Origin of the sequence: Microbacterium sp. MPKO10, assembly GCF_026107415.2 — a bacterium.
In the GTDB taxonomy this organism is placed as follows: Bacteria; Actinomycetota; Actinomycetes; order Actinomycetales; family Microbacteriaceae; genus Paramicrobacterium.
Genome location: NZ_JAPCHX010000004.1, coordinates 251,615 through 278,155, shown reverse-complemented (window position 1 = coordinate 278,155; position 26,541 = coordinate 251,615). Strand labels below are relative to the sequence as shown.

22 protein-coding genes are annotated in these 26,541 nt (G+C 64.3%); 16 read left to right on the top strand and 6 right to left on the bottom strand.

What is annotated here, in order from left to right:
• The first annotated feature begins 45 nt into the window (after positions 1-45).
• On the top strand, positions 46-612 hold the full coding sequence (locus tag OK352_RS09460) for a mismatch-specific DNA-glycosylase (protein ID WP_265141224.1): 567 nt from the start codon (positions 46-48) through the stop codon (positions 610-612).
• Here OK352_RS09460 and cyoE read toward each other — a convergent pair.
• The gene (gene cyoE, locus OK352_RS09455; protein WP_265141223.1) at positions 609-1,550 is read right to left on the bottom strand and encodes a heme o synthase; all 942 of its coding nucleotides are present in this window, start codon (positions 1,548-1,550) and stop codon (positions 609-611) included. The two genes, OK352_RS09460 and cyoE, sit on opposite strands and share 4 nt — an antisense overlap.
• A 181-nt stretch (positions 1,551-1,731) precedes the next feature.
• Between cyoE and OK352_RS09450 the strand changes: the two genes are divergently transcribed.
• Entirely contained in the window at positions 1,732-4,242 is a 2,511-nt protein-coding gene (locus OK352_RS09450; protein WP_265141222.1) for an ATP-dependent Clp protease ATP-binding subunit, read from the top strand.
• A 54-nt stretch (positions 4,243-4,296) separates the two neighbouring features.
• Here OK352_RS09450 and OK352_RS09445 read toward each other — a convergent pair whose 3' ends face one another.
• A complete protein-coding gene (locus tag OK352_RS09445; protein ID WP_265141221.1) occupies positions 4,297-5,691 on the bottom strand; it encodes an MFS transporter in 1,395 nt (464 codons plus the stop codon).
• Between the two features lie 139 nt (positions 5,692-5,830).
• On the opposite strand from OK352_RS09445, the gene OK352_RS09440 reads away from it, so the two are divergent.
• Positions 5,831-5,989, top strand: coding sequence for a hypothetical protein (locus OK352_RS09440; protein ID WP_166981055.1), 159 nt, complete (start codon positions 5,831-5,833; stop codon positions 5,987-5,989).
• Positions 5,990-6,004: 15 nt separating this feature from the next.
• Here OK352_RS09440 and OK352_RS09435 read toward each other — a convergent pair whose 3' ends face one another.
• The gene (locus OK352_RS09435; protein WP_265141220.1) at positions 6,005-6,136 is read right to left on the bottom strand and encodes a hypothetical protein; all 132 of its coding nucleotides are present in this window, start codon (positions 6,134-6,136) and stop codon (positions 6,005-6,007) included.
• 53 nt (positions 6,137-6,189) lie between these two features.
• Entirely contained in the window at positions 6,190-7,344 is a 1,155-nt protein-coding gene (locus OK352_RS09430; RefSeq protein WP_265141219.1) for an acyl-CoA dehydrogenase family protein, read from the bottom strand.
• 236 nt (positions 7,345-7,580) lie between these two features.
• On the opposite strand from OK352_RS09430, the gene OK352_RS09425 reads away from it, so the two are divergent.
• From OK352_RS09425 to OK352_RS09395, 7 genes are all read left to right on the top strand, one after another.
• Positions 7,581-8,177, top strand: a complete 597-nt coding sequence (locus OK352_RS09425) for an NADPH-dependent FMN reductase (RefSeq protein ID WP_265141218.1) — start codon at positions 7,581-7,583, stop codon at positions 8,175-8,177.
• Between the two features lie 704 nt (positions 8,178-8,881).
• Complete coding sequence (gene nrdH / locus OK352_RS09420; protein WP_166981061.1) at positions 8,882-9,115, top strand: glutaredoxin-like protein NrdH; 234 nt, start codon at positions 8,882-8,884, stop codon at positions 9,113-9,115.
• 78 nt (positions 9,116-9,193) lie between these two features.
• Positions 9,194-9,595, top strand: a complete 402-nt coding sequence (gene nrdI, locus OK352_RS09415) for a class Ib ribonucleoside-diphosphate reductase assembly flavoprotein NrdI (protein ID WP_265141217.1) — start codon at positions 9,194-9,196, stop codon at positions 9,593-9,595.
• 26 nt (positions 9,596-9,621) lie between these two features.
• Positions 9,622-11,721 carry a class 1b ribonucleoside-diphosphate reductase subunit alpha gene (gene nrdE, locus OK352_RS09410; RefSeq protein ID WP_265141216.1) on the top strand — a complete coding sequence of 700 codons (2,100 nt, stop codon included), beginning with the start codon at positions 9,622-9,624 and terminating at the stop codon, positions 11,719-11,721.
• A gap of 34 nt (positions 11,722-11,755) precedes the next feature.
• Positions 11,756-12,736 (top strand): class 1b ribonucleoside-diphosphate reductase subunit beta, encoded by a 981-nt coding sequence (nrdF, locus tag OK352_RS09405; RefSeq protein ID WP_265141215.1) that lies wholly within the window; start codon positions 11,756-11,758, stop codon positions 12,734-12,736.
• Between the two features lie 95 nt (positions 12,737-12,831).
• On the top strand, positions 12,832-13,602 hold the full coding sequence (locus OK352_RS09400; RefSeq protein WP_265141214.1) for a thioesterase family protein: 771 nt from the start codon (positions 12,832-12,834) through the stop codon (positions 13,600-13,602).
• Positions 13,603-13,637: 35 nt separating this feature from the next.
• Positions 13,638-14,471, top strand: coding sequence for a sulfurtransferase (locus tag OK352_RS09395; RefSeq protein WP_265141213.1), 834 nt, complete (start codon positions 13,638-13,640; stop codon positions 14,469-14,471).
• Here the strand turns inward: OK352_RS09395 and hrpA are convergent.
• Positions 14,468-18,319, bottom strand: coding sequence for an ATP-dependent RNA helicase HrpA (hrpA, locus tag OK352_RS09390; protein WP_265141212.1), 3,852 nt, complete (start codon positions 18,317-18,319; stop codon positions 14,468-14,470). The two genes, OK352_RS09395 and hrpA, sit on opposite strands and share 4 nt — an antisense overlap.
• Before the next feature lie 92 nt (positions 18,320-18,411).
• On the opposite strand from hrpA, the gene galE reads away from it, so the two are divergent.
• From galE to OK352_RS09370, 4 genes are all read left to right on the top strand, one after another.
• On the top strand, positions 18,412-19,374 hold the full coding sequence (gene galE, locus OK352_RS09385; RefSeq protein ID WP_265141211.1) for a UDP-glucose 4-epimerase GalE: 963 nt from the start codon (positions 18,412-18,414) through the stop codon (positions 19,372-19,374).
• Positions 19,375-19,515: 141 nt separating this feature from the next.
• Positions 19,516-19,836, top strand: a complete 321-nt coding sequence (locus tag OK352_RS09380; RefSeq protein WP_265141210.1) for a WhiB family transcriptional regulator — start codon at positions 19,516-19,518, stop codon at positions 19,834-19,836.
• Positions 19,837-19,954: 118 nt separating this feature from the next.
• Positions 19,955-22,951 (top strand): glycosyltransferase family 2 protein, encoded by a 2,997-nt coding sequence (locus tag OK352_RS09375; protein ID WP_265141209.1) that lies wholly within the window; start codon positions 19,955-19,957, stop codon positions 22,949-22,951.
• Complete coding sequence (locus OK352_RS09370) at positions 22,944-24,320, top strand: DUF5719 family protein (RefSeq protein ID WP_265141208.1); 1,377 nt, start codon at positions 22,944-22,946, stop codon at positions 24,318-24,320. Before OK352_RS09375 ends, OK352_RS09370 begins: the two co-directional genes overlap by 8 nt.
• A gap of 33 nt (positions 24,321-24,353) precedes the next feature.
• Here OK352_RS09370 and OK352_RS09365 read toward each other — a convergent pair whose 3' ends face one another.
• Positions 24,354-24,806: a hypothetical protein gene (locus OK352_RS09365; RefSeq protein WP_265141207.1), complete on the bottom strand. Its 453-nt coding sequence runs from the start codon at positions 24,804-24,806 to the stop codon at positions 24,354-24,356.
• Positions 24,807-24,881: 75 nt separating this feature from the next.
• Between OK352_RS09365 and OK352_RS09360 the strand changes: the two genes are divergently transcribed.
• Together OK352_RS09360 and OK352_RS09355 are read left to right on the top strand one after the other, a co-directional pair.
• Positions 24,882-25,091, top strand: a complete 210-nt coding sequence (locus OK352_RS09360) for a DUF3499 family protein (protein WP_265141206.1) — start codon at positions 24,882-24,884, stop codon at positions 25,089-25,091.
• Complete coding sequence (locus tag OK352_RS09355) at positions 25,088-26,527, top strand: phosphomannomutase/phosphoglucomutase (RefSeq protein WP_372338098.1); 1,440 nt, start codon at positions 25,088-25,090, stop codon at positions 26,525-26,527. The genes OK352_RS09360 and OK352_RS09355 overlap by 4 nt, the downstream gene beginning before the upstream one ends.
• Positions 26,528-26,541: the final 14 nt, after the last annotated feature.

Here is a 26,541-nt window from a genome sequence, read left to right as displayed (position 1 = left end):
CGCATCTCGTGCTGGCACGTTGACGGAGTACGGGAGAATACGAGGATGGGGATTGATCGCGACACGCTCGAATCTTTCCGGGACGCCGCCGTCCCCGATCTCGTCGGCGACAGCATCCGGCTGCTTTTCGTCGGCATCAACCCCGGACTGTGGACGGCGGCAACGCAGACGCCATTCGCGCACCCCGGCAATCGGTTCTATCCCGCCCTCCGCGAAGCGGGGATCTTCGACGCGTGCCCAACATTTTCAGACGGTTTCGATGCCGGCGATCGGAGGCGCTTCACGCAGGCCGGGCTTGGAGTCTCCAATCTCGTCAATCGCGCGACGATCCGAGCGGATGAGCTCTCACGCGCCGAACTGCGCGACGGCGCACGAGCACTGGAGAAGCGGGTCTTGGGGTGGAGTCCCCGTGTCGTGGCGATCGTCGGCCTTACGGCGTATCGGCAGGGCTTCGCGCGCCCGAAGGCGCGGGCGGGCAAGCAGGATGAGACGATTGCGGGGGCGGAGCTGTGGGTGCTTCCCAACCCGAGCGGACTCAATGCGCACGAGACCGTCGCGAGTCTTGCCCGGGCCTACGCAGAACCGGCGCGGGCTGCCGGCATCATCTCTTAGGGGAGGAGCGGGCCGACCGAAACCATGAGACAGATCGCCAACACCATGATCATCGAGAAGCGGAACATCTGACGCGCCCAGACCTCGGGTGTGCGGGCGCGCAGGCCTCGAATGCCCAGCCAGATCCACCCGAGTCCGAGCACACCCATCACCGCCGAGTAGACGATGCCGACCAGGCCGGACAGTGGCAGAAGCAGGGTGACGACGACGAACGCCACAGTGTAGATCAGAATCTGAAAGATCGTGGCGCGGATGCCCCTCGCCACCGAGATCACGGGTATTCCCGCGCGGGCATATTCATCGCGCCGGTAGACCGAGATCGAGTAGAAGGCCGGCATCTGCCAGAGGAAGAGAATTGCGAAGGCGATGACCGCTCCGACATCGAGACGCCCGGACGCCGCGAGATATCCGGAGAGGATCGGAATCGCCCCGGAAACGCTGCCGACGAGGGTGCCGTGGACGGACAGCCTCTTCGACAGCATCCCGTAAAGAACCACGTATGTGACGAAGCCGATGGCGCCGGCCAGCATGACGGCGCCGTTTGTGCCGATCGCGAGTGCGGCCATGCCGAGAGCACCGAGAACGACCGAGAAGACGACGGCGCGCACAGCACTCACGCTTCCGCTGACCGTTGCCCGCGCTCGAGTGCGCTGCATGATCGCGTCAATGTCGCGATCGAGAACATTGTTGAGAACGCAGGCGGAGGCGATCATTAGTGTGCTCCCGACCGTCACGCTGGCGAACACCCAGAGATCGAATCGACCCGCCGATGCGAGGAAGTACCCGGCGACAGCCGTCAGAGCATTCGCAAAGAGGACTCGCGGCTTGGTGAGCGAGTAATAGCGGGCGATCGACGCGCGTGCCCCGTCACGCTCAGCGGCGCGCGCGGCGATTCGGGCGTCCGTTCCCAATCGGTCTGAGGCGTGCGTGGTCGTCACCGTCCTCCTTGTGGGACTGCGTGTGCGGGGAGTCGGGGCCCGGATGCTGGGCACGAATGAGCGTCCAGTTTATCGTTGTCACGCCGAGTCGGGAAAAAGGTTCCGGGAGCGGGAATGAATCGGATGCCGACGCGTTAAATTGAGTCAAAGGCACTCAAGTTTCAACCTGGAGGTCAGCACATTGGCTGCATACTTCGGCCCCATCGGCTCGGACCCGCGCTCGTTCGATGAGTTTGTGGCGCGATACATTCGCGGGCAGCAAGCCGCGCAATCCAGCCGCTCGATCGATATCACCCGGCTTCTCAGTCGACGCACGCACGACGTCCTCAACGCTGCGGCGCGCTTCGCCATGGAACACGGGCACTCCGAGGTGGATGGCCTGCATATCTTGCGGGTCATGGCTGAGGAATCTCCGGCGGCAGACGCGATCCGCGGTGCGGGTGCCAACCCGGAGGCGATCGCACAGGCAGCCGAGCAGGGCATGCCGGCCTCGCACGAGACAACGGCGGAGCAGTTGCCGTCGTTGACGGCCTCCGCTCGGCGACTGCTCATCGACGGCTACCAGGTGGCACGCGGGTTCGGCTCAACATACGTCGACCCTGAACACCTGTTCCTTGCGTTCGTGCTCGGGGAGGACTCCCCGGCCGGTGCGATCCTGCAGAAGGCCGGTGTGACGCCAGCCGCGCTGCAGGCTGTCGCCAATGGCGAGGCTCCCGCTCAGACATCGACAGAGGACACCGGCTCTTCGCAGAGCCCCATGCTTGAGAAGTTCGGCAGGGATCTGACGGCCGAGGCGCGCGACGGCAGGCTCGACCCCGTGATCGGGCGCCACGAGGAGATCGAGCAGACCGTGGAGATCCTGTCACGGCGCACGAAGAACAACCCGGTGCTGATCGGGGAGGCGGGAGTCGGGAAGACAGCCGTCGCGGAGGGCCTCGCCCAGAAGATCGCCGCTGATGATGTGCCGGTGCAGTTGCGCGGCAAGAGCGTTGTCGAGCTCGACGTGGCGGCGATGCTCAGTGGAACCCGCTACCGCGGCGATTTCGAAGAGCGCCTGACGACGGTGATGGACGAAATCAGCGAGCGCAGTGACGAGTTGATCGTGTTCATCGACGAACTGCACACGGTGGTCGGTGCCGGGGGAGGCGGAGACGGTGGAATGGATGCCGGTAACATCCTGAAGCCGCGTCTGGCTCGCGGTGATCTGCACCTGATTGGTGCGACGACACTGAGCGAGTACCGCACGATCGAAAAGGACGCCGCGTTCTCACGCCGATTCCAGCCGGTCACCGTCGGTGAGCCCAGCATTGACGACACCGTGGCGATCCTCGAGGGGCTCAAACCCGCGTACGAACGTTTCCACGCCGTGACATATACGGACGAGGCCGTACGCTCCGCCGTTGAGCTCTCGGCCCGCTACGTCACCGACCGGTTCCTGCCGGACAAGGCGATCGACCTCATGGATCAGGCGGGTGCGCGCAAGAGGCTCGCGGGTGGGGGAGTCGTGGATATCGACGCACTGAGAACCCAGCTGGGCGAGCTCGAAGCGGCGAAGGGCGAGGCTGTTGAAAGCGAAGACTACGAGTCGGCGTCGCGCATCCGCGATCAGATCGCCGAGACCGTGGCGACGATCGACGATGCGACAGCATCCGCGAAGCCGACGATCAGCGAGGCAGACATCGCCGACGTGATCTCGCGTGCGACGGGCATTCCGGTCAGCCGCGTGAGCGACGACGACCGGGTCAGGCTGTCACATCTTGAAGACGAACTTCACGAGCGTGTCGTCGGGCAGCGGGATGCTGTTGAGGTTGTCGCGCGCGCCGTGCGACGCAGCCGCACCGGCATGGGCGACGAGCGTCGACCCGTCGGCAGCTTCCTCTTCCTCGGCCCGACCGGCGTGGGGAAGACCGAGCTGGCGAAGGCACTGGCATCATCTCTCTTCGGTACAGACGACGCCATGGTGCGGTTCGATATGAGCGAATTCGGCGAACGCCACACCGTCTCGCGACTTGTCGGCGCCCCGCCAGGATACGTCGGGTACGACGAGGCGGGTCAGCTCACCGAGCGCGTCCGCCGGCGCCCCTACTCGGTCATCCTGCTCGACGAGATCGAGAAGGCGCATCCGGATGTCTTCAACCTGCTGCTGCAGGTGCTGGATGATGGGCGGCTGACAGACGGACAGGGTCGGACCGTCGACTTCCGTCACACCGTGATCATCATGACGTCAAACCTCGGCTCTGAGTTTCTGTCGACAAGGAACGGGGCGATCGGCTTCGTGGCCGACGGTCATGAGGAGGTTGACGTGCGAGCGCGGGTCATGGGCCGTCTGCGCGAGTCGATGCGGCCCGAGTTCCTTAACCGCATCGACGAGATCGTGCTCTTCCATAAGCTCGAGCCCGAGCAGCTTCACGAGATCACGCGATTGCTCCTCGTGCGCACGGAGGAGCGCGTGGCTGGTCAGGGACTCGGCTTCGAGATCGACGATGCCGCTGTCGCTTGGATCGCCGAACGGGGATATGAGCCCGAGTACGGGGCTCGCCCGCTGAAGCGCCTCATCCAGCGACAGGTCGACGACCGCATTGCCGAACTACTCGTCGCCGATTCGCTGAGTGACGGGGCGAGTATCAGTGTGACCGTGCACGACGGTGAACTCATCGTGAGCGCCCGACACCGCGACGACGTCTCGGCGTAGCCTGAAGGAACGGACAGCGGCGGCCCCCGAGCCCGGGTGCCGCCGCTGACGCCGTCAGGAGGTCGAGGACCCCGAGTCGTTGATCACCGTAACCTCTGTGGTCGGAATCTCAGTACCTCTGATCGACGCCCCGGCCGTCTCGGGCACGAACTTCAGGGCGACCAATCCAACAGCACACGCCGCCATCATGTAGAACGCGGGAACGAGTAGGTTGCCCGTCGAATCGATGAGCGCCTCATTGACGGCGGGGGCGGTGCCACCGAAGAGAGCCGTCGCCACGTTGTAGGTGATGGCGAAGCCCGCATAGCGCACCTGTGTGGGGAACATCGCCGGGAACGTTGCCGAAATCGTCGACAACTGGATCACGTACAGGATGCCGAGGACGCCGAAGCCGACGAGTGCGCCCGCGAACCCGGTCCCCATGAGCATGTACATCGGTATGGCAGCGACGATGAGCCCGATGAGCGACACCGCCCACATCGGTCGTCGACCGACGGTGTCGGAGATTCGGCCGGAGAACGGAATGATCGCCATCATGCACACCTCGCCAATGATGATCAGGATGAGCGAACCATCCTTGCTCATATCGATCTGCGTCTCGAGGTACGTCGGCATGTAGGTGAGCAGCGTGTAGTTTGTGACGTTGAGGGCGATGACCAGGCCACCCATCGTCAGGAGCGGACGCCAGTAATCGAGGACGAGCGCCTTGAGGTCGCGCATCGCAGAACCTTCGAGCTGCTCAGCGTTCTCCATCTCCCGGAACACAGGGGTGTCTTCCATCTTGCTGCGCAGATACACGCCGATGAGTCCCATGGGCGCAGCTAGGAGGAAGGGGATGCGCCAGCCCCATTCCATCATCGCGTCTTCGCCGACGATGAGGCTCAGCACCAGGACGAACGCAGATCCGAGCGCGTACCCGAAGAGGGTGCCGAACTCGAGGAAGCTGCCGAAGAATCCCCGCTTTTTGTCTGGCGAGTACTCGGCCATGAACGTTGCGGCGCCTCCGTATTCGCCGCCCGTGGAGAACCCTTGAACCATGCGCAGGAAGATCAGCAGCCCCGGTGCCCACATGCCGATCGTATCGACGTTCGGCAGCAGGCCGATCACTGTCGTCGAACCGGCCATCATGATGATGGTGAGTGCGAGAACGGCCTTGCGCCCGAGGCGGTCACCGAGGGGACCCCAGACCAGGCCCCCGAGAGGTCTGACCAGGAATGAGATCGCGAACGTCGCCAGTGCCCAGACAGTTCCGCCCGTAAAGAAGTTCGCCGTGATGTACGTGACGGCGACCGCATAGACACCGTAGTCATACCATTCAGTGGCGTTTCCAATGGCGGATGCCGCGATGGCCCGCCTGATCGTCTTGCGGCCCTCGGGCGACTCGACGCTTGGTGCGGCGTACTCGGCGGCTGGTTCGCTGTTTTCCCCGGCATTCGATGACGTTGACATGCGTCCCCCCTCTGCATATGAGTGGCAGTGGGCCCATCTTGCTCCGATCAGAGCTATTTGTCACTCATTTGCGTCGAGAAAATGCTTCCGCGCCCCGCTGTGGCTTCGAGGGCGACCGTGCTCCGATATGATGATGCATATGGGCTTCATCATTTCGTTCCTGCTCTTCGTCGTCGGGCTCTTCCTCTTCGGTGTGGCCTTCAACGCCGCTGCGTTCCAAGCAGCGATCTTCTTTGCGGGCATCTTGCTGGTCTGCCTCTCGTTCGGCATCCCGGCGCACATCCTCTCCAAGCGCTGACGGATCGTCGTCTTGTCAGGCGTCCAGGCGTTCAGCGCCGCAGCGCCAGCACGTCTCTGACTCGTCGTCGTTGAACGCGCCGCACTCGGTGCATACATTGCTCAGCCAGCATGCCGGGTCGCCGCCCGTCTGCTCTTCGTCGCCCATAGCTCTATCGTGCGATTGCGCGAGGCGCTGGTCAAGATGGTGGGCCGACGGACTCACCCGTCCGAGACGGGGCCGAGCAGCGCACCCGCAGCCGCCTTGTGGGCGGCATCCGAGTTCGACGGGTGGAAGATTCCTGCCAGCACGTCCCGGTACAGGCGACCGAGTTCGCTCCGTGAGAAGTAGCTTCCCCCTCCGGATATTGTGATCGCCTGGTCGACGACCTCCCGTGCCATGGTTGTCGCGCGCACCTTGACCGCCGAGAGCTTGGGAGACCAGAACGCTCCGTGGTCGACGCCCTCGGCGATATCCGTTGCGGCACGTTCGATCTGCGCGGGAATGGCGTCGATGGCCATCCATGCGTCGGCGACGCGCCAGCGAATGACCGGATCGTCCGAGTAGGCGGCTCCGCCGGCCTGCCGTGATGTGCGTTTTTGCGCCGTCTCGATGGCGAGTTCGAGGGCGCGCTCGGCGATGCCCGTGTACACACTGGCGACGAGGAGCTGGAAGTTCGACGAGATTCCGAAGATGAGCGGATCCGGGTTCGGGCCCGGGGTGAGACGACGAACGATGCGATCCGCTGGTGCGTGCGCACCCTCCAGCACTGTCGTGCGGCTCTGCGACGCCCGCATGCCGACCGTGTCCCAATCGTCCTTGATCGTGAAACCGCCGTTCTCGCGGCGGACGAAGCCGTAGACGACCTTGGGCGCGTCTGCCGATGTCGTGTCGAGACCCATCGTTCCCAGAACCGTCCAGGCGGGTGCTAGTGAAGTGAAGATCTTCGTGCCGTAGAACGCATAGCCGCCGTCACCGTCCGGCCTGGCGTCGGAGCTGGATCCGACGAGGACAAGATCGTTCCCCGCCTCGCTGATGCCGAACGCGTAGATCTCACCGTGCGCGGCTCCCTCGAGGACGAAGTCGAGAGAAGCATCGCCGCTGTCATGGAGCTGGCGGGCGACGCCTGTCCAGATGAGATGCATGTTGACGGCAAGTGCCGTGGCCGGTGCGGCGGCGGCCAGGCGGCGTTGCAGCCGTGACACCTCGACGAGCGTGAGGCCTGGCCCGCCGTACTCGTGCGGTACGAAGGCTTTCAGGTATCCCGCATCGACCAGGTCGACCAGGTCGTCGTCGAAAAACTCGTTGTTTCTGTCATAGTCGGCCGCACGTGATCGGACGCGCTCAAGCAGTGCATCGGGCAGCAGATCATTCATAGGGAACCTCCTCGGTCGTGATGGGCGAGATGGTGGCACCGACACCACAGTCCCATGCTCGCACTCGGGGACAGCATCCGGAGTGGGAGCTTCTCCGTCATATACCTGAAGAAAGCTCAGTTTCCCCCATTACTGGGGTGAGAAATTTGACGGCGATCATCCCAGAATGGTAGATGCCGGTCCCTAGCCGGTAGCCCCAGTTCCTTCCCACATCATCTCTTCAGAAGAGTGAGACAATGTCGACCCCATCCGAATACCCCCGCGAGCGCTCCCGCCGCATCATGCTCATCCTTGGTAGCGCACGGCCGGGCCGTGTCGCCCTCCCGATCACCCTCTGGGTAAATGACGTCCTCTCGGACGCTCCCGATGTCACCGTCGACTTCGTCGATCTGATGGAAGAGGCTCTGCCGTTCATGAACGAGCCGCATCCCCGTCAAGGTTACGTTCATGCGCATTCTCGGGCATGGAGCGAGCGCGTCATTGCCGCGGACGCTGTCATCTTCGTAGCCCCTGCGTACGGCGACGGGTTTTCGCCCGTCGTGCGGAATGCCATCGACTACCTCAGCAGCGAGTGGAACGGCAAGCGCACAGGCCTCGTGACATACGGCAGGCAGGCCAAGAGGCTCACCCGGCGGCTTCGTCGCTCGTTACACGCTCGAGGAATGGACGTCGTGCACCCGCTCCTTGCCATCGAGGATGCCGACGCTCGAGTTCACGGCTTCGATTTCTCCGAAGACCAACAGAGCAGCAGGGCATGCGAACGGATGATCAGCGAGCTGCGTCCGGCCCGCGGGGCTGCGCCATCGCGGCTCGCCGTCGAAGGCGTCGCCTGATCTGAAGCCAGAGAATCCGTACCTGCTCTGTGTCGGGTATTGAGAACGCATCACACCCGCGAAAGCCTGGCAGCAGCAACCGGAGGGCGCAGGGCGCGAGTGGTTCACGGGTGTGCAGTCGCGACCCTGTCCTGAGTCGCGATCCCCTCGGCTGTGTCCCGGCGCCCCCGAAGGTGTCGTGGCGTGGAGGAATGCGTCTCCGGCCGATACGTGACGTGGCGAAGGTGTGCCCCGTGTTTGCGTGACGCTGCGTCTGGTGCTCAAGAGAGGTCAGCTCCAGCGGCAGCATCCCGCCTCAGAATCGCGCGACCAGCGGTGAGCCGATGAGGCACCCCGCGCCACGGTGTTTCAGCGGCTCGGAAGTTGATTGCGAGCGACACATGGTGGTGTCTCGCGACACGCCGACACGCCCAAAGAATGTCAGTGGGTGGGCTTAATTTTTAACTTGTGGATGGTGAGCAGATTCCCAGGGGAGAAAGGGCAGGTATTCGCGCATTTCAGCGTTGTATTCGGTGAGGGACGATCCGTGGATAAACGGTGGATAACTCGTCGAAATCGGTGGAAAGTTCGGTGGAAAACTACACACCTGTAACTACTAGCCCTAGGGGTTCTGCTCAAAACAGAGAACTATATGTAGTATTGGAAGCCCGGCGGGGGAATGCCGGGAAACAACGAGATTTTTAGGTAGGGAAAGGTCTTCAAACATGGCAATCACGGTCTACACCAAGCCTTCATGCGTTCAGTGCACGGCAACCTACCGAGCGCTCGACAGCAAGGGCCTCGAGTACGAGGTTCACGACCTCTCCGAAGACGAATCGGCTCTTGAGCAGGTCAAGGCTCTCGGCTACCTTCAGGCACCCGTCGTGATCGCCGATGACGAGCACTGGTCAGGGTTTCGCCCCGACAAGATCAGCGAGCTCGCCGAGCGCCTCGGCTAATCGTCCCGTCGGTGCCGTGCATCGCGTGGCGGCACCAGACGGCCGTCGCGCCCACATCGTCATGGGAGGTGACGCACAATGACTCGGCTGGTCTATTTCTCAAGCATCTCGGGGAATACGCACCGCTTTGTCGAGAAGCTCGGGGCACCCGCCGCACGCATACCGCTGTACGCGAAGGAACCCGCGCTGAACGCTGACGAGCCTTTCGTGCTCGTGACGCCGACCTACGGCGGAGGAAACGGCCGAGGCGCCGTTCCGAAGCAGGTCATCCGATTCCTCAACGACGAGGAGAATCGGGGCCTTCTCCGGGGCGTCATCGCGGCGGGAAACACGAATTTCGGCGAGGCGTACTGCCTGGCCGGCGACATCATCTCGGCCAAATGCAAAGTGCCGACGCTGTATCGCTTCGAACTCTTCGGAACACAGGACGACGTGAACGTCGTTCACGATGGATTGGACCAATTTTGGAAAGCACACTGACCGACGCGATCCCGACGGAGAGCGGAATGGACTACCACGCGCTCAACGCCATGCTCAACCTGTACGGGCCGGACGGTGAGATTCAGTTCGACAAGGACAAAGAAGCCGCCCGCGAGTTCTTCCTGCAGCATGTCAACCAGAACACCGTCTTCTTCCACTCGCTGAAAGAACGGCTCGACTACCTGGTCGAGAAGGAATACTACGAGAAGGCGGTTCTGGACCAGTACTCATTTGAGTTCATCCAGAAGCTCAACGACCTCGCCTACTCGAAGAAGTTCCGGTTCCAGACCTTCCTCGGCGCGTTCAAGTACTACACCTCGTACACGCTCAAAACCTTCGACGGCAAGCGTTACCTCGAACGTTTCGAGGACCGCGTCGTGATGACGGCGCTCGGTCTCGCCCAGGGCGACGAGAAGTTGGCCATCGACCTGGTCGAAGAGATCATCTCCGGCCGGTTCCAGCCCGCGACGCCGACATTCCTCAACACGGGTAAGGCCCAGCGCGGCGAACTCGTGTCGTGCTTCCTGCTGCGCATCGAAGACAACATGGAGTCGATCTCGCGCGGCATCAACTCGTCACTGCAGCTGTCGAAGCGTGGTGGAGGCGTTGCTCTACTGCTGTCGAACATCCGCGAGTCTGGCGCGCCGATCAAGCAGATCGAAAACCAGTCGTCCGGCATCATCCCCGTGATGAAGCTCCTCGAGGACTCGTTCAGCTACGCGAACCAGCTTGGCGCTCGTCAGGGTGCCGGCGCCGTGTATCTCAACGCGCATCACCCGGACATCCTGCGCTTCCTCGACACCAAGCGCGAGAACGCTGACGAGAAGATCCGGATCAAGACTCTTTCCCTCGGCGTCGTGATCCCCGACATCACATTCGATCTCGCGAAGAAGGGTGAGGACATGTACCTGTTCTCGCCGTACGACGTCGAGCGGGTATACGGTGTGCCGTTCGGCGATATCTCGGTGAGTGAGAAGTACCAGGAGATGGTCGACGACTCGCGCATCAAGAAGACGAAGATCAATGCGCGCGAGTTCTTCCAGACCATCGCCGAGATTCAGTTCGAGTCGGGCTACCCGTACGTCGTTTTCGAAGACACGGTGAACAAGGCGAACCCCATCAAGGGCCGCATCAACATGTCGAACCTGTGCTCGGAGATCCTGCAGGTCAACACGCCGACGACGTACAACAGCGATCTGTCGTACAACCAGATCGGAAAAGACATCTCGTGCAACCTCGGGTCGCAGAACATTGCGCTCACGATGGACTCGCCTGACTTCGGCAAGAGCATCGAGACGGCGATCCGCGGGCTCACGTCTGTGTCTGACCAGAGCCACATCAGCTCTGTGCGTTCCATCGAAGACGGCAACGACCGCTCGCACGCCATCGGCCTCGGCCAGATGAACCTGCACGGCTACCTTGCCCGCGAGCACGTGCACTACGGCAGCGACGAGGGCATCGACTTCACAAACATCTACTTCTACACGGTCCTGTTCCACGCGCTCCGCGCATCGAACGCGATCGCGAAGGAGCGCGGCGAGACATTCGACGGATTCGCCGACTCGACATACGCCTCGGGCGAGTTCTTCGACAAGTACACCGAGCATGTGTGGGAGCCTCAGACCGAGCGCGTGCGCGAGCTCTTCGCCGACGTGCACATTCCCACGCAGGAAGACTGGCTCTCACTCAAGGCTGACGTGCAGGAGCACGGGATCTACAACCAGAACCTCCAGGCGGTCCCGCCGACGGGGTCAATCTCGTACATCAACAACTCCACATCATCCATCCACCCAATCGCTTCGAAGATTGAGATCCGCAAGGAAGGCAAGATCGGCCGCGTGTACTACCCGGCTCCGTTCATGACGAACGACAACCTGGAGTACTACACCGACGCGTACGAGATCGGCTACGAGAAGATCATCGACACGTATGCCGCCGCGACCCAGCACGTAGACCAGGGGCTGTCCCTGACGCTGTTCTTCAAGGACACGGCGACGACCCGCGACATCAACCGCGCGCAGATCTACGCATGGCGCAAGGGCATCAAGACGATCTACTACATCCGCCTGCGTCAGCTGGCTCTGGAGGGCACCGACGTTTCCGAGTGCGTCTCCTGCATGTTGTGATCAGCCCGTTATCTCTGAAAGGTAGTAAAAACCCGTGACCCCTCCCGAGAAGTTGAAGTTGGTCGACCAGGTGCAGGCCATCAACTGGAACCGCATCGAGGACGAGAAAGACGTCGAGGTGTGGCACCGTCTCACCGGAAACTTCTGGCTCCCCGAGAAGGTGCCGCTGTCGAACGACGTACAGTCGTGGAACACCCTCAACGAGCAGGAGCAGGTGCTCACGATGCGTGTGTTCACCGGCCTGACGCTCCTGGACACCATTCAGGGCACCGTCGGCGCCGTCTCGCTCATCCCCGACGCCGTGACGCCGCACGAGGAAGCGGTGTACACGAACATCGCCTTCATGGAGTCCGTCCACGCGAAGAGCTACTCGTCGATCTTCTCGACCCTGTGCTCGACCAAGGAGATCGACGAGGCGTTCCGCTGGTCTGTGGAGAACGAGAACCTCCAGCGCAAGGCGGCGATCATCATGGACTACTACCGTGGCGACGAACCGCTCAAGCGCAAGGTCGCCTCGACGCTGCTCGAGTCGTTCCTGTTCTACTCGGGCTTCTATCTGCCGATGTACTGGTCGAGCCGTGCCAAGCTCACCAACACGGCGGATCTCATTCGCCTGATCATCCGCGATGAGGCCGTGCACGGCTACTACATCGGCTACAAGTACCAGCTGGGCGTCGAGAAGCTCGGAGCGGCCGAGCAGCAGGAGCTGAAGGACTACACCTTCAACCTGATGTACGAGCTCTACGAGAACGAGGTGCAGTACACGCAAGACCTCTACGACGGCGTCGGCCTGACCGAGGACGTCAAGAAGTTCTTGCATTACAACGCCAACAAGGCGCTGATGAACCTTGGATACGAGCCGATGTTCCCCAAGACGGCGACCGACGTGAACCCGTCGATTCTCTCGGCCCTGTCGCCGAACGCCGACGAGAACCACGACTTCTTCTCGGGCTCGGGATCGTCGTACGTGATCGGCAAGGCCGTGTCGACGGAAGACGAGGACTGGGACTTCTAAGAGACCAGGACGCCAGGAGCGAATATGGGCGGATGCTGTCGCATGCACGACAGCATCCGCCCGCGTCATGCGGGGAACGTGGCAGACTGACACCGATGACAGAGCCGTACTACCGCGACCTCGGCGGGTTGACATTCGAATCGACGATCCACGCGCAAGGTGCCTGGAACGAGCACGAGCAGCACATGGCACCGGCGTCTGCGCTGCTCACCCACGTGATCGACAGGGAGTTCGGACGTGAGGGCATGCGCATCGCACGCCTGAGCTTCGAGATCTACGGCATCATCCACGGCGGGGCGTTCGAGGTGCGCACGCAAGTGCTGCGGCCCGGACGCACCATCGAGCTCGTGCAGGCGGACATGTTCTGCGGCGATCGCACAGCGATCTCAGCGCGGGCGTGGTTGCTCGCGACATCAGACACCGCGGACATCGCCGGGACGGAGGATGCTCCGCTGCCTCCCGTCGCCGAGGCCTCTGCGTGGGACGGCATGGCGCCGTGGCCGGGCGGGTATATTGCGTCCCTCGAGTTTTACACGGTAGGTGAGCCGCGGCCCGGTGCGCGGCAGGCCTGGCTGCGGTCGCAGCATCCGCTTGTCGATTCGGGTGAGGTGTCACCATTGGCTCACCTCGTGCGTCTCACGGATTCCGCGAACGGGCTCTCGGCACGCGCGGATCCGCAGACTGTCCTGTTTCCCAACGTGGACCTGCAGATCCACGTGCACCGGCTGCCGCGGGGCGATTGGCTCGGCATCGACGGTGTGCAGCAGTACGGTCCAGACGGGGTCGGGCTCACCTCGAGCATTCTGAACGATGAGGCCGGGCCGTTCGCGAGAGCCGAGCAGATTCTGACGTTGCGGCGGCGCTGAGGGCCGCACGAACGGCACGTGAAAGGCAGGCACGAATGACTTCGGCACTTCTGAATGCTGACGAGTTGCAAGGGCTTTGTGCGGGCGAGAGCCCCGTCAGGCTGCTCGATGTGCGCTGGAGTCTGGCGAAGCCCGATGGACGGGACGATTATCTGCGCGGTCACCTGCCCGGAGCGGTGTACGTCGACCTCGACACGGATCTGGCCGCTTCCGGACGCCCTGCGACAGAGGGACGGCACCCGCTGCCAGACATTGACGACCTGCAGCGCACGGCGCGACGCCTGGGAATCCATTCGGGAGACACCGTCGTCGCGTATGACGCGTGGAACACCATGGGGGCTGCTCGCGCCTGGTGGGTGCTCGGCTGGGCAGGGCTCGGTGATGTACGGGTGCTGAACGGTGGCCTCGATGCCTGGCAGGCGGCTGGCTACCCGCTCGAGACCGGCACGGTGACCGTCGAAGCGGGCGATGTGACTCTCAGCGCGGGGCATCGTCCGACCCTGACGATGGCGGACGCGGCAGCCCTCGGCGCCGACGGGATGCTGATCGACTCACGAGCACCCGAGCGCTTTCGCGGCGAGACCGAGCCCCTCGACCCGCGGGCCGGGCACATCCCCGGCGCCCGCAACATTCCCGCCGCCGCCTACCTTCGGGACGGACGCATTGCAGACGTGGACGAGCTGAAGAACGTGTTCCACCGCTCTGGCGTCGAACCCGGTGCCGAGGTGGGCACCTACTGCGGCTCGGGGGTGACAGCGGCACACACGGCGCTGGCGCTACACGAGATCGGTGTGCCGGCCGCTGTCTATCCCGGATCCTGGAGCCAGTGGTCGAACCACGCGGATCGCCCGGTCGCCACGGGGGACTAGCCCGCAAGAACCTTCTGGATGCGCTGAGGTGACACCGTATACGCCGTGCCGAGGTGCTGTGCGAACATGCTGACACGCAGCTCCTCCAGCATCCATCGGGCCTGAACGATCCGGGCCGGGGCATCAGGGGAGAGCGGGATGCTGCCGCCGGCCTTCTCGAACTTCTCGGCTGCTCTCTGCACGTCGAGCATCCAGGTGCGATCGCGGTTCGGGCTGTCCGGCAGTTTCTGCGCGCGATACGCGATCGCCGCGAGATAGCGCGGCAGATGCTGCAGCTGCTCCCGGCCCGTCCGGGAGACGAACCCGTCGAAGACCAGACCGTCAAGCTGCGCCTTGGCATCGCTGATCGCCGGCAGAACCGTCATGCTTGTCGCCCGCGAAAGCGCCTTCTGAGCGTCGCGCGCGGCGGCAAGCGTGCGCGCCGTCAACGAGACGGTGTCGAACATGGCGTCCATCACCGAGGCAGACACGCGATCGCGCACGGCCTCGAACTGCGCCTTCGAGAACATCATGCGGTCTGGATGCATGCGCACGAGCACATCGTCGATCACCGCGAGCAGGCAGTCATCGAAGAGCTTCTGCGTCGACGGATACGGGCTCGCGCCCAAGGTGAGCTTTTCGGCGGCCGTCAGGTGCGACTGCACGTAGGACGCCGGGTTGGGCGTGGCCAACGTGAGTAGCCTTCGGATTCCGCCCGGCATCGCCCTGCGCTGGTCGGTCTCGGACGCATGGATGCGAATCGAGACGCTGTTGCCGTCGTCAACGAGCGCCGGATACCCGCGGATCACGCCGGCCGGCTGCGTGGTGTCGATGTAGCGTGGCAGCTCGTCGAGATCCCAGGTGGTCAGTCCCGACCGTTCCATGCGGTTCGGTGCGTGCGTCGTCGCCGCCCGGGCGACGCTGGCGCGCATGCGCGAGCCGAGCCGCTTCTGCAACCGGCGAAGATCTTTCGACGATGCGACATGCCGTCCCTTCTCGTCGACGACGCGGAACGTCATCGTCAGGTGCGCTGGCACCCGATCGATATCGAAGTCGCTCGCCTCGATCGGCATGTACGCCAGACGCTTCACGGCGATCGCGAGCGATGCGGTGAGCGTGTCAGCATCCGTCGACTCGGGTTCGGGCGGAGCCTCGGGGAGTTCGTCGAGAAGCTTCGACGCCCAATCGGCTGCCGGCACAATGTTGCGCCGCAGCGCCTTGGGGAGCGACTTGATCAGCGCCGTCACGAGCTCGTGGCGCAGGCCGGGCACCTGCCAGTCGAAGCCAGCGGGTGAGAGCCGGGGGAGGAGCGCGAGCGGAACGGTCACGGTGACGCCGTCGTCGTCGCTGCCTGGTTCGAATCGGTAGCTGAGCGACAGCGTCTGGTCGCCCTGCCGCCACGTCGGGGGAAATGCCGTCTCGTCAACCGTCGCGACGTCCTGCGGAAGCAGGTCGTCCGGCCTCATCGTCAGCAGATCCGGTGTGCTCTGCCTGGTCTTCCGCCACCAGCCTTCGAACGTGCGCGTCGACACGACATCTGACGGGATGCGGGCGTCGTAGAACTCGAAGACCGCCTCATCGTCGAACAGGATGTCGCGCCGGCGTGTGCGTTCCTCGACCTGCGCGAGCTCGTGACGCAGCGCCGTGTTCGCCTCGTCGAAACGCTGCGGGGAGTCCCACTCGCCCTCGACGAGCGCGTGCCTGATGAACAGTTCACGGCAGAGCGCCGCGTCGACGCGGGCATACTGCATCCGGCGCCTCGGCACGATGGGCACGCCGAAAAGCGTCACCTTCTCGTACGCGACGACGGCACCCTGCTTCTTCTCCCAGTGCGGTTCGGAATAAGTGCGTTTGCAAAGGTCCCCCGCGATCTTCTCAGCCCAGGCCGGGTCGATCGCCGCGTTCGTGCGTGCGAAGAGCCTGCTCGTCTCGACGAGTTCGGCGCTCATGATGGCGGTGGGCTGCTTCTTGACAAGCGCGGAACCGGGGAAGATCACGAAACGGGTGCCTCGCGCACCGATGTAATCGCCTTTCTTGGGCGGACCCTGCGTGCTCTTCTTCGATTTCGACGCCCGCGCGGAAGCTGCCGCGGCATCCTTCAGGCCGATGTGCGAGAGCAGTCCCGCCAGAAGCGACCGGTGGATGCCGTCAGGATTCACAGCCGGCTCGCCGATCGTGAGGCCCAGAGGCCGGGCCATGCGCTTCAGCTGGCGATACACGTCCTGCCACTCTCGCACGCGCAGATAGTTCAGGAACTCCCGTTTGCACATGCGCCGGAATGCGCTCGACGAGAGCTCTCGCTGCGTGCCCTCGAGATAGTTCCAGAGGTTGAGCAGGGTGAGAAAGTCGCTCGTCGAGTCAGTGAACCGCGCGTGCAGCTCGTCGGCCTGTTGGCGTTTCTCGAGCGGGCGCTCGCGTGGGTCTTGAATCGTGAGTGCTGCGACGATCGCCAGAACCTCGCGTGACGTGCTCCACCGCTTCGACTCGACGACCATACGAGCGAATCGTGGGTCGATCGGCAGCCGCGCGAGATCACGACCGATCTTGGTGAGCGTCAGGTCATCGCCGGAAGCGCGCTTCAGCGCGCCCAGCTCGGTCAGCAGGTCGGTGCCGTCCTTGATGCCGCGCGAATCCGGCGGTTGGAGGAACGGGAACGCGGTAATCTCACCGAGCCCGAGCGAGACCATCTGCAGAATGACCGCGGCGAGGTTCGTGCGCAGGATCTCGGGTTCCGTGAACTCCGGGCGCCTGTCGAAATCGGTCTCGGAATACAGGCGGATCGCGATGCCGGGGCTCGTGCGGCCCGAACGTCCGGAGCGCTGATTGGCCGAGGCCTGCGAGATTGCCTCGATGGGCAGCCGCTGGACTTTCGACCGGACGCTGTAGCGGGAGATGCGGGCGGTCCCGGCGTCGATGACATAGCGGATGCCGGGGACGGTCAGACTCGTCTCGGCGACGTTCGTGGCGAGGACGATCCGCCGCTTCACGCCCGCGAGCTGCGAGGGCTGGAAGACCTTGTGCTGGTCGGCCGAGCTCAACCGCCCGTACAGGGGGAGCACCTCGGTGGTGCCGCCGCGTTCGTCCGCATACCGGGAGCGCAGCGCGTCAGCAGCATCCCGGATCTCGGCTTCGCCACTGAGGAAGACCAGAACATCGCCGTTCGACTCGCGGGACAACTCGTCGAGGGCATCAGTGATGCCGTCGACGACGGTCCGCTCGTCTGTCGATGAGTGTGCGTCATCGTCGTCCTCATCCTCTGCCTCGTCTTCGCCGTCGCCATCCGCGACGAGCGGGCGATACCGGATCTCGACGGGGTAGGTGCGCCCCGAGACCTCGATGATCGGTGCGTCATCGAAGTGCCGTGAGAAGCTCTCCGGATCGATGGTCGCCGAGGTGATGATGAGCTTGAGGTCGGGGCGCTTCGGGAGGAGCCGTTTCAGATAGCCGAGCAGGAAGTCGATGTTGAGACTGCGCTCGTGCGCCTCGTCGATGATGATCGTGTCGTAGCCACGCAGCATCCGGTCGCGGTGGATCTCATTGAGCAGGATGCCGTCCGTCATCAGTTTGATGCGCGTGTCCTTCGAGACCCGGTCGGTGAACCGCACCTGGTAGCCGACGGTTTGCCCGATGTCGGTGCCGAGCTCGTCGGCGACTCGCTCGGCGATCGTGCGTGCGGCCAGCCGACGCGGTTGGGTGTGGCCGATCGACGTGCGGCCGAGCTCGAGGCAGATCTTGGGAAGCTGGGTGGTCTTGCCCGATCCCGTCGCTCCGGCGACGATCACCACCTGGTGATCCCTGATCGCTGCCTGAATGTCGTCGCGCATCTGGCTGACGGGCAGCTCGGGCGGGTACGAGATCGAAAACGACATAGCTCTCCAGTCTACGGCGTGTGGCTGCGGAACCCCGACGTCGCTATGCTCGTTGCGGGGCATCGGCCCCGGACGAATTCGAAGGAGGACATATGGCCTGGCTGGTCACTGGAGGCGCCGGATATATCGGGGCGCACGTCGTGCGGGCGTTCATCGCCGAGGGAATCGACGTTGTGGTTCTCGACAATCTCTCCAGCGGCCGAGACACGTTCGTCCCCGACGACGTGCCATTCGTGAACGGGTCCATTCTCGACCAGGACCTTCTCGAGGGCACGTTCGCCACGCATGGCATCACCGGCGTTGTGCACGTTGCCGGCTTCAAGTATGCCGGGGTGTCGGTGCAGAAGCCGCTGCACACGTACGAGCAGAACGTGACGGGCACAGCCGTCCTCCTCCAGGCCATGCAGAATGCCGGCGTCGGCAAGATCGTCTTCTCATCGAGCGCCGCCGTCTACGGCACTCCCGACGTCGACATCGTGACCGAAGACACGCCCAAGGCACCCGAGTCGCCCTACGGGGAATCCAAGCTCATCGGTGAATGGATGCTGCGAGACCAGGCGATCGCGACAGGCCTCGCCCACACGTCACTGCGCTACTTCAACGTTGTCGGCTCCGGCTACGACGACGTGTATGACACCAGCCCGCACAATCTGTTCCCTCTGGTCTTCGATGCGCTGCTCGGCGAGCAGACCCCGCGCATCAACGGCGACGACTACCCGACGCCTGATGGCACGTGCGTGCGCGACTACATCCACGTCGCCGACCTGGCGACCTCCCACGTGGCCGCCGCCGCACGGCTCGACGCCGGTGACACGATTGAGCCCGTGTACAATCTCGGATCGGGGGACGGCGTCTCCGTCGGCGAGATCATGTCGACAGTCGCCGAGGTGACGGGCATCGACTTCACCCCGGAGATCGCTCCCCGTCGCGCAGGAGACCCCGCACGGATCGTTTCGACGGGCGAGCGCGCGGCCCGTGACCTCGACTGGGTCATGCGGCACAGCCTCGCCGAGATGGTCGAGAGCGCCTGGAGTGCCCGCCGTACAGCGCAGTGAGAGAACTCGCGGTGAGTCGTAAACCCTCGAGGGAGGGTTGAGGGTTTACCATCTGCGACTTGACCGAATCGAATTACAGGGGTGTAATTTATTGAACGCGCCAAACGGCGTGTTGCGGGTAACACAAGGTGGGGAGACGATATGGCAATGCCAGAATATCGTTCCGGAGTTCCCGATGACTGGTTCGTTGACCCGATTCAGTTGGGGGTCCCTGGAGTTCGACGGGACGTCGATGATGACAATCCGTTGGCATGGCAGGCAGATGCGCTGTGCGCGCAGACAGATCCAGAGGCGTTCTTTCCTGAAAAGGGCGGCTCAACGCGCGACGCGAAGCGCATCTGCGACAGCTGCGAGGTGCGGTCACAGTGTCTTGAGTATGCGCTCATGAACGACGAGCGCTTCGGCATCTGGGGCGGTCTGTCCGAACGCGAACGCCGACGGCTGAAGAAGCGGGCAAGCTGACACGTTCGGCCATTGCGGAGCGTGACGCCGACGTTGCACAGTGCTCGTCGGCGTTTCGCATCTGCGCGTGGGCGTGCCGCACCGGTCTCGCGCACCGGGCAACATAAGCTGAGCCCATATGGATACACGAGTCACTGCACTCGTCGTCGCACATCGTGACGTCGAGCACCTGCGACGCACGCTCGACGCGCTCGACGCGCAGACCCGTCGTGCTGACGCTGTCGTCGCGATAGCGTTCGATGCCTCAGACGAGGTCAGGCAGCTCTTTGAGGAGCGACACGTTGACCGGCTCGTGACGACGAGAGAGCAACTGACGTTCGGCGGTGCGCTCGCCGAGGGTGAGCGCACGCTCGATGATCCCCGGGGCGACGACGACTTCCTCTGGCTCCTGGCCCAAGACAACGCACCCCGCGAGGACGCTCTTGGCCTGTTGCTCGCGCGGTTCGAGACAGCTCCCTCGGCTGCCGTCGCCGGCCCCAAACTCGTCGATTGGAACGATGACTCGCGGCTGAGGGGGATCGGCGAGACCGTGACGACGCGGGGCACGACTGTTCCGTTCGTCGAAGACCAGCTGGACCAGGGGCAATATGACACGTTGAGCGATGTTCTGGCCGTCGGCTCGCCTGGCATGCTCGTGCGCCGCACCGTGTGGCGTGACGTGGGAGGCTTTGACCCGGCGCTCGGCCCGATCGACGACGGCCTCGACTTCTGCATCCGCGCCCGCCTCACGGGAAAACGCGTTGTGCTCGCACCGGGTGCTGTTGTCGCGGTGTCCGGGGACGGCATCGCTGGTGCCCCTCGCTCCCGGCGCTGGAGAGTCAAACAGCGCCGCGCTCGACTCGCGAGAACGGCGGAGCTGCATCGCCGACTCGTCTATGCCCCGCGTGTATGGATGGTTCTGCACTGGCTGCTTCTGGTGCCGCTCGCGATCGTCCGCTCGGTGGGCCTGCTCATCCGCAAGCAGCCCGAGCTGATCGCTGCAGAGTTTCGTGCAGCCGCCTGGGTGGCTTTCGGCGGTACCCGGGTCGTCACCGCACGACGCCGGTTAGCAGCAGCGAAGGAGGTGGGCTGGTCGTCTCTAGCGAACCTCAAGATGTCCGGGCGCGAACTCGCGCGGCGCAAGCGCCTGGAGCGCGAAGATGGCGTGCCCATCGGATCCGTCGAGCGCGGCGATCTGCGCTTCTTTACCGGGGGAGGAGCATGGATCATCCTCGCCGCCCTCGTCGTTGGCGGCATCCTCTTCGTGAAGTTCGTTCCCGCTTCGACGCTCGCCGGTGGCGGACTCCTCCCGTTGAGCGGCGACGTGCGGGAGCTGTGGCAGAACATCGGCTATGGCTGGCGCAGCGTCGGGGACGGGTTCGTGGGGGCGGCCGACCCGTTTGCCGTCGTGCTGGCTCTGATGGGAACCCTCACGTTCTGGCACCCCTCGTCCGCAATCGTCATTCTCTGGATTCTGGCGCTTCCTTTCGCAGCCTTGACCGGCTGGTTCGCGGCGACGCGGCTCACAGAACGCAGTGGCTACCGCAATCTCGCAGCTATCGCGTGGACTCTCTCGCCGACGTTCCTCATCGCTCTTGCTGAGGGACGGCCCGCCGCAGTGATCGCCCATATTCTGCTGCCCCTGCTCTTCTCGGCGGGCGTCGTGGCGTCTCGCTCATGGGGCGCTGCCGCCGCAGCATCCCTGTTGCTTGCCCTGGTCGCAGCCTGCGCGCCGTCCCTTGTGCCGGCACTCCTCGTGCTCTGGCTCGTCGCACTCGTGGCTTCCCGGGCGCGGTTCGGTCGTGTGCTGTTCATTCCTGCGCCGTTAATCGCGCTCTTCGGACCGCTCGTCTGGCAGCAGGGCGTGGAGGGCGGACGCTGGTTTGCGCTCCTCGCTGACCCGGGTAAACCGCTTGCATCGCCCGACGTCACCGTGACCGACCTGCTGCTTGGTCTTCCGCAGTCGGGTTACGGCGGTTGGCAGGAGACCGCGTCGGATCTGGGGCTGGCGTCCCTGTGGGTGACGAACGGCGTTCCCGTTCTCGTCGGGCTCGTCGCCCTTGTGGGGCTTGTCGGGCTCTTCCTGCCTGGAGCGCGGCGCGGCATTGGGCTGTGGGCGATCGCCGCACTCGGCTTTGCGACGGCAGTGGTCGACACGCATATCGCCGTGACATTTGTCGGCGCTGAGGCGACGACGGTCTGGCCGGGGACGGCACTCAGCCTCGTCTGGCTCGGCCTCGTCGGGGCAGCTGTGTCGGCGTGTGACAGCCTGCGTACGCGCGGCTGGATCCCCGCGATCGTCGCCGGTGTTGCCGTCGCTGTCGTCGCTGCACCCGCCGTGCTGATGGTTCCGCTGGGTCATGGTGCGGTGACCTCGAGCGACGGCCGCACGCTGCCCGCCTACGTCACAGCCGCCGCGGCCGATGAACCGGGACTGGGCACCCTGCGCATCACTCCGGGAGACGACGGAGCGATCGTCGCCACCGTCATCCGCGGGGATGGGGAGTTTCTCGACCGTCAGTCGACACTCGTGAATACCGGCTCGCTTCTGGCGGACGAAAATGGCGACCTTGCGCAGCTCACAGGCAATATCGTTTCGGTGAGCGGGCACGCATTCGCGCCCGACTTGCAGAAGCAGGGGATCGAATTCGTTCTTCTCGCGCCCACGCCGGACTCGGCGAGCGATGAGGCAAAAGCGGTAGCCGCGCGCGCAGAGACGGCGCTGGACGCCAACGACGAGCTTGAAAACGTCGGCGTCACCGATGTCGGTACCCTGTGGCGGACGGCGGATGCTGTCGATGGCCGTGAGCCGGGGGACGTGCGTTCCGCAGGCACCGTGCTCTCGCTTGCCGCGCTGATCCTCATGACGTTGATCGCGCTTCTCGTCGCGATTCCCACGACGAGTTCGCGTGAAGCGGCCCGCATGAGTCCGCGCACGGTGGGGAGCCGCTATGCGCGCGAGGGGATGGTCGTGCGGGACGTCCCCGATGACCACGGGTTCCTTGCGGACCCCGATGCCGAGGCGGAGCCGGAGTGGGCAGACGTGGTCTCGTTGCCGGGCGTCGATCCCGTGAGCGAGGTTCCGAGCAGCGAGCCCGAAGACACCGCCGATCGTGAGGAGGACGCCCGTGAATAGGCAGATGCGATTCGGCATCCGAATGGCGGCGGGTGGCGTGACCGTTGTGGGTCTCGCCGCTGTCGTGTCCGCCGCGCTGCTCGTCGAGCCGCCGAGCTATCGAGCCATTGCCGATCCGGTCTCTGTCACGCCCGAGGCCGCTGATCAGGTGCGGGTGTGTCCCGGAAGCCTGCTCGAGGTCGGGCAGGATGCCAGCGCCGCGACGGCGCTCACTGAGCTGGGAACGGCGACCATCGCTTCCTCGACCTCAGATGGCGAATCGATCGAGGACACCTCGCTGACGGCACCCGATGTCGGACCGGATGCGTCGGGCCCCACCGTGCTCACGCTTCCGGCAGGCACCGGCACGATGGGAGCGAGCCAGATCCAGTCCGTCGGCACCGACACCATTGCCGGTCTCGCCGCCGCGGAATGCCAGGAATCGAGCTCGGACATGTGGTTTGTCGCGGGATCGACGGACGTCGGGCGTACGAGCCTCGTCATGCTCAACAACCCGACAGGTGTCGATGCGACGGTCGACATCGAGGTCGCCGGTGAGAACGGTGCCGTCGACAGTCAGACGGGGCTCGACGTCCTTGTCGAGGCCGGCACGCAGAAGGCCGTCTCGCTCGCCGGGATCGCGCCAAACACCGTCACGCCCGTCGTTCACGTCACGAGCACGGGAACTGACATTCAGGCGTGGGTGCAGCAGTCGTCGATCCGGGGACTGGTGCCGGCAGGCGTCGAGGTGGCTGGCCGAAGCGCCGCGCCGTCTGAGAACGTCACGATCCCCGGTGTTCAGGTTTACAAGGGTCAGCCCGAGATCGACACCCAAGAATACGACGACAGACGGCCGTCGCTGCGCCTCTACGCGCCCGGAGACACCGCCACACACGTGACTGCGACAGTGAGAGACGAGGCGGGCGATGAGGTCTCGACGATCGTCGTCGACGTTGCCGCCGGAGCGGTCGGAGAATATCCGCTGGCCGACGTGAAGCCCGGCCGCTACAGCATCCAGATTGAGGCCTCTGGCCCCGTCGTCGCCGCTGCTCGCACGAGCGTCGCCGCTGACAAGAGCGGTGACTTCGCTTGGTTCGCCGCCGCCGACACACTCGACGCGCCATTCGTCGTCGACGCGGCATCCGGCCCCGGCCGCACGCTTGTCGTGCACAATCCCGGTACGGACGCCGCGACGGTGACCATCGGAGACGACGAGGTGACGATCGACCCGGGCGCCTCCAAGACGCACCAGCTGAAGGGACCCGTGACTGTCACTCCCGATGCGCCCGTGACGGCGGCTGTGAACTATACGGGCTCGAGCGCGGTGTCGGCATACGTTGTGACCGCTCCGAAGCCTGCCTCCGAGCCGATTGACGTCACTGTTCGCTGAGTCAGTACTTCGCTGAGTCAGTACTTCGCTGAGTCAGTACGGCGAGTGTCCGCCGAGGTCGAGGTCCCAGGGATCCATGCCGAGATACTCGGCGGCGGCCTGGAACGTGCAACTCTCTGCCGCCATGCGCCGGTGGAGGTCGTCGTTGATGTGCAGCGAGGTTAACCGTTGCACGGGAACGCGATAGATCACGATCGTGCGTGCGGACCGGTCAATGCTCCAGCGGTCGATACCGTCGCCGTGCTGCATGTCCACCGGCATTGACGCCAGCAGGAACGAGACATCCCCGAGCTCGTGCGGGTACGCTCCGCGCAGGTAGTCGGCGGCGGCGGCGACGGAGACTGAGAATAGATCCGCGCGGGCAGACAGGGGTCGCAGCGGCGGGCGCAGAACCGAACTGCGCCCCGCGCGGCCGTGGCGATCATGACGATCGGCGCGGCGGACGAACATCTCGCGTCGTCCTCTCCCCGAGATGCGTCTGCCCATGGCTCCATCGTAGGCCACGACGTGCCTCGCACGGGGTGTCGAGCGGGCGAGAGAAGTCGCCGTAAACTGGTCACGATGGATGAGAGAATCTGTACCCGCGTCGGGTGCAGCCGCGAGGCTGTGTCAACGCTCACATACGACTACGCAGACCAGATGGCCGTGCTCGGCCCCCTGGGGCTGTCCCGCGAGCCGCACAGCTATGACCTGTGCGCTCTGCACGCTGAGCGACTCTCGACGCCACAGGGATGGCAGATCATCAGACACGTGAGCCAGACGGAGGCATAGTGGATTCGAAGCACGGGCGTTCTGCCGCAGACCGGCTGACAGCGGCCGTCAAGTCCTATGACATCCGAGGGCTCGTCGACGTCGACCTGACGGATCAGATCGTTGAAGCGATCGGCGCGGCATTCGTTGACGAGCTCGGCGCAGCCGGCGCCGACGTCGTCGTCGGCCACGATATGCGCGACTCATCGCCGCGCTTCGCCGCGGCATTCGGAGCGGGCGTGCGAGCACGCGGAGGGAATGTCATCTCGATCGGGCTCTGCTCGACGGATGAAAGTTACTTCGCCTCAGGATCGATGGATGCTGCCGCCGCCATGTTCACGGCAAGCCACAACCCGTCGGCGTACAACGGCATCAAACTCTCGCGCCCCGGTGCGCAGTCGCTGTCGTTCGACACCGGTCTCGGAGCCATCAGGGACCGCGCGATCGCCTTCCTGACGGCGGGGATCCCCGCGGCTGAGGCAGGCGGTACCGAGAGAACCGTCGACGTTCTCGCCGACTACGCGCGTGCGCTGCGCGGATTCGTCCCTCTTGAGCAGATCAGGCCGCTGCGCATCGTCGTGGATGCGGGAAACGGTATGGGCGGCATGACGGTTCCCGCGGTGCTGGGAGACGCTGCGGGCCTCGAGAAGCTGCCCGTCGAGATCATCCCGATGTACTTCGAACTCGATGGCACGTTCCCGAACCACGAGGCGAATCCGCTGGATCCGGCCAATCTTGTTGATCTCACCCGGGCAGTCGTCGAGCACGGTGCGGATGCCGGTCTGGCATTCGACGGCGACGCTGACCGCTGCTTCGTCGTCGACGAGAACGGCAACCCGGTCAGCCCGTCAGCCGTCACCGCGATCGTTGCGGTGCGCGAGATCGCCCGTGAACGCGAGAACGGTGACGATTCTCAAATCCAGGTGCTGCACAACCTCATCACATCACGGTTCGTCCCCGAGGTGATTGCGGATCACGGCGCTGTGCCGGTGCGCACCCGCGTCGGGCACTCCCTCATCAAGGCAGAGATGCGGCAGACCGGGGCGATCTTCGGTGGCGAGCACTCGGCGCACTATTACTTCCGCGACTTCTGGAGCGCCGACAACGGAATGCTCGCTGCGATGCATGTTCTCGCCGAGCTCGGCTCCCAACCGCTCACGCTGTCTGAGTTCGCCGCCGAGTTCAGCCCCTACATGCAGTCGGGGGAGATCAACTCAAGCGTCGATGATGTGCCCCTCGCGCTCGCGCGCATCGTCGACGCATTCCAGACGCGTGCCGAATTCGACGAGATGGACGGCCTGACGGCGACCGGGATCACTCCGGCCGGTGAGCCGTTCTGGTGGTTCAATGTGCGCCCCTCGAACACAGAACCCCTGCTGCGCCTGAACGTCGAAGGGGAGGACGCCGTGACCATGGAGGCCGTCCGCGATGAGGTCCTCGCGCTGATCCGGGCCTAATGCGCGTGAAAGAA

What these genes read in the sequence shown, in the direction of transcription:
- OK352_RS09440 (WP_166981055.1), top strand. Translation starts at nt 5,831, where the DNA reads ATGGGCTTCATCATTTCGTTCCTGCTCTTCGTCGTCGGGCTCTTCCTC.
- OK352_RS09375 (WP_265141209.1), top strand. Translation starts at nt 19,955, where the DNA reads ATGGATACACGAGTCACTGCACTCGTCGTCGCACATCGTGACGTCGAG.
- OK352_RS09445 (WP_265141221.1), bottom strand. Translation starts at nt 5,691, where the DNA reads ATGTCAACGTCATCGAATGCCGGGGAAAACAGCGAACCAGCCGCCGAG.
- OK352_RS09365 (WP_265141207.1), bottom strand. Translation starts at nt 24,806, where the DNA reads ATGGGCAGACGCATCTCGGGGAGAGGACGACGCGAGATGTTCGTCCGC.
- OK352_RS09430 (WP_265141219.1), bottom strand. Translation starts at nt 7,344, where the DNA reads ATGAATGATCTGCTGCCCGATGCACTGCTTGAGCGCGTCCGATCACGT.
- nrdI (WP_265141217.1), top strand. Translation starts at nt 9,194, where the DNA reads ATGACTCGGCTGGTCTATTTCTCAAGCATCTCGGGGAATACGCACCGC.
- nrdH (WP_166981061.1), top strand. Translation starts at nt 8,882, where the DNA reads ATGGCAATCACGGTCTACACCAAGCCTTCATGCGTTCAGTGCACGGCA.
- OK352_RS09395 (WP_265141213.1), top strand. Translation starts at nt 13,638, where the DNA reads ATGACTTCGGCACTTCTGAATGCTGACGAGTTGCAAGGGCTTTGTGCG.
- OK352_RS09380 (WP_265141210.1), top strand. Translation starts at nt 19,516, where the DNA reads ATGGCAATGCCAGAATATCGTTCCGGAGTTCCCGATGACTGGTTCGTT.
- OK352_RS09400 (WP_265141214.1), top strand. Translation starts at nt 12,832, where the DNA reads ATGACAGAGCCGTACTACCGCGACCTCGGCGGGTTGACATTCGAATCG.
- OK352_RS09360 (WP_265141206.1), top strand. Translation starts at nt 24,882, where the DNA reads ATGGATGAGAGAATCTGTACCCGCGTCGGGTGCAGCCGCGAGGCTGTG.
- OK352_RS09435 (WP_265141220.1), bottom strand. Translation starts at nt 6,136, where the DNA reads ATGGGCGACGAAGAGCAGACGGGCGGCGACCCGGCATGCTGGCTGAGC.
- OK352_RS09425 (WP_265141218.1), top strand. Translation starts at nt 7,581, where the DNA reads ATGTCGACCCCATCCGAATACCCCCGCGAGCGCTCCCGCCGCATCATG.
- OK352_RS09460 (WP_265141224.1), top strand. Translation starts at nt 46, where the DNA reads ATGGGGATTGATCGCGACACGCTCGAATCTTTCCGGGACGCCGCCGTC.
- galE (WP_265141211.1), top strand. Translation starts at nt 18,412, where the DNA reads ATGGCCTGGCTGGTCACTGGAGGCGCCGGATATATCGGGGCGCACGTC.
- nrdE (WP_265141216.1), top strand. Translation starts at nt 9,622, where the DNA reads ATGGACTACCACGCGCTCAACGCCATGCTCAACCTGTACGGGCCGGAC.
- hrpA (WP_265141212.1), bottom strand. Translation starts at nt 18,319, where the DNA reads ATGTCGTTTTCGATCTCGTACCCGCCCGAGCTGCCCGTCAGCCAGATG.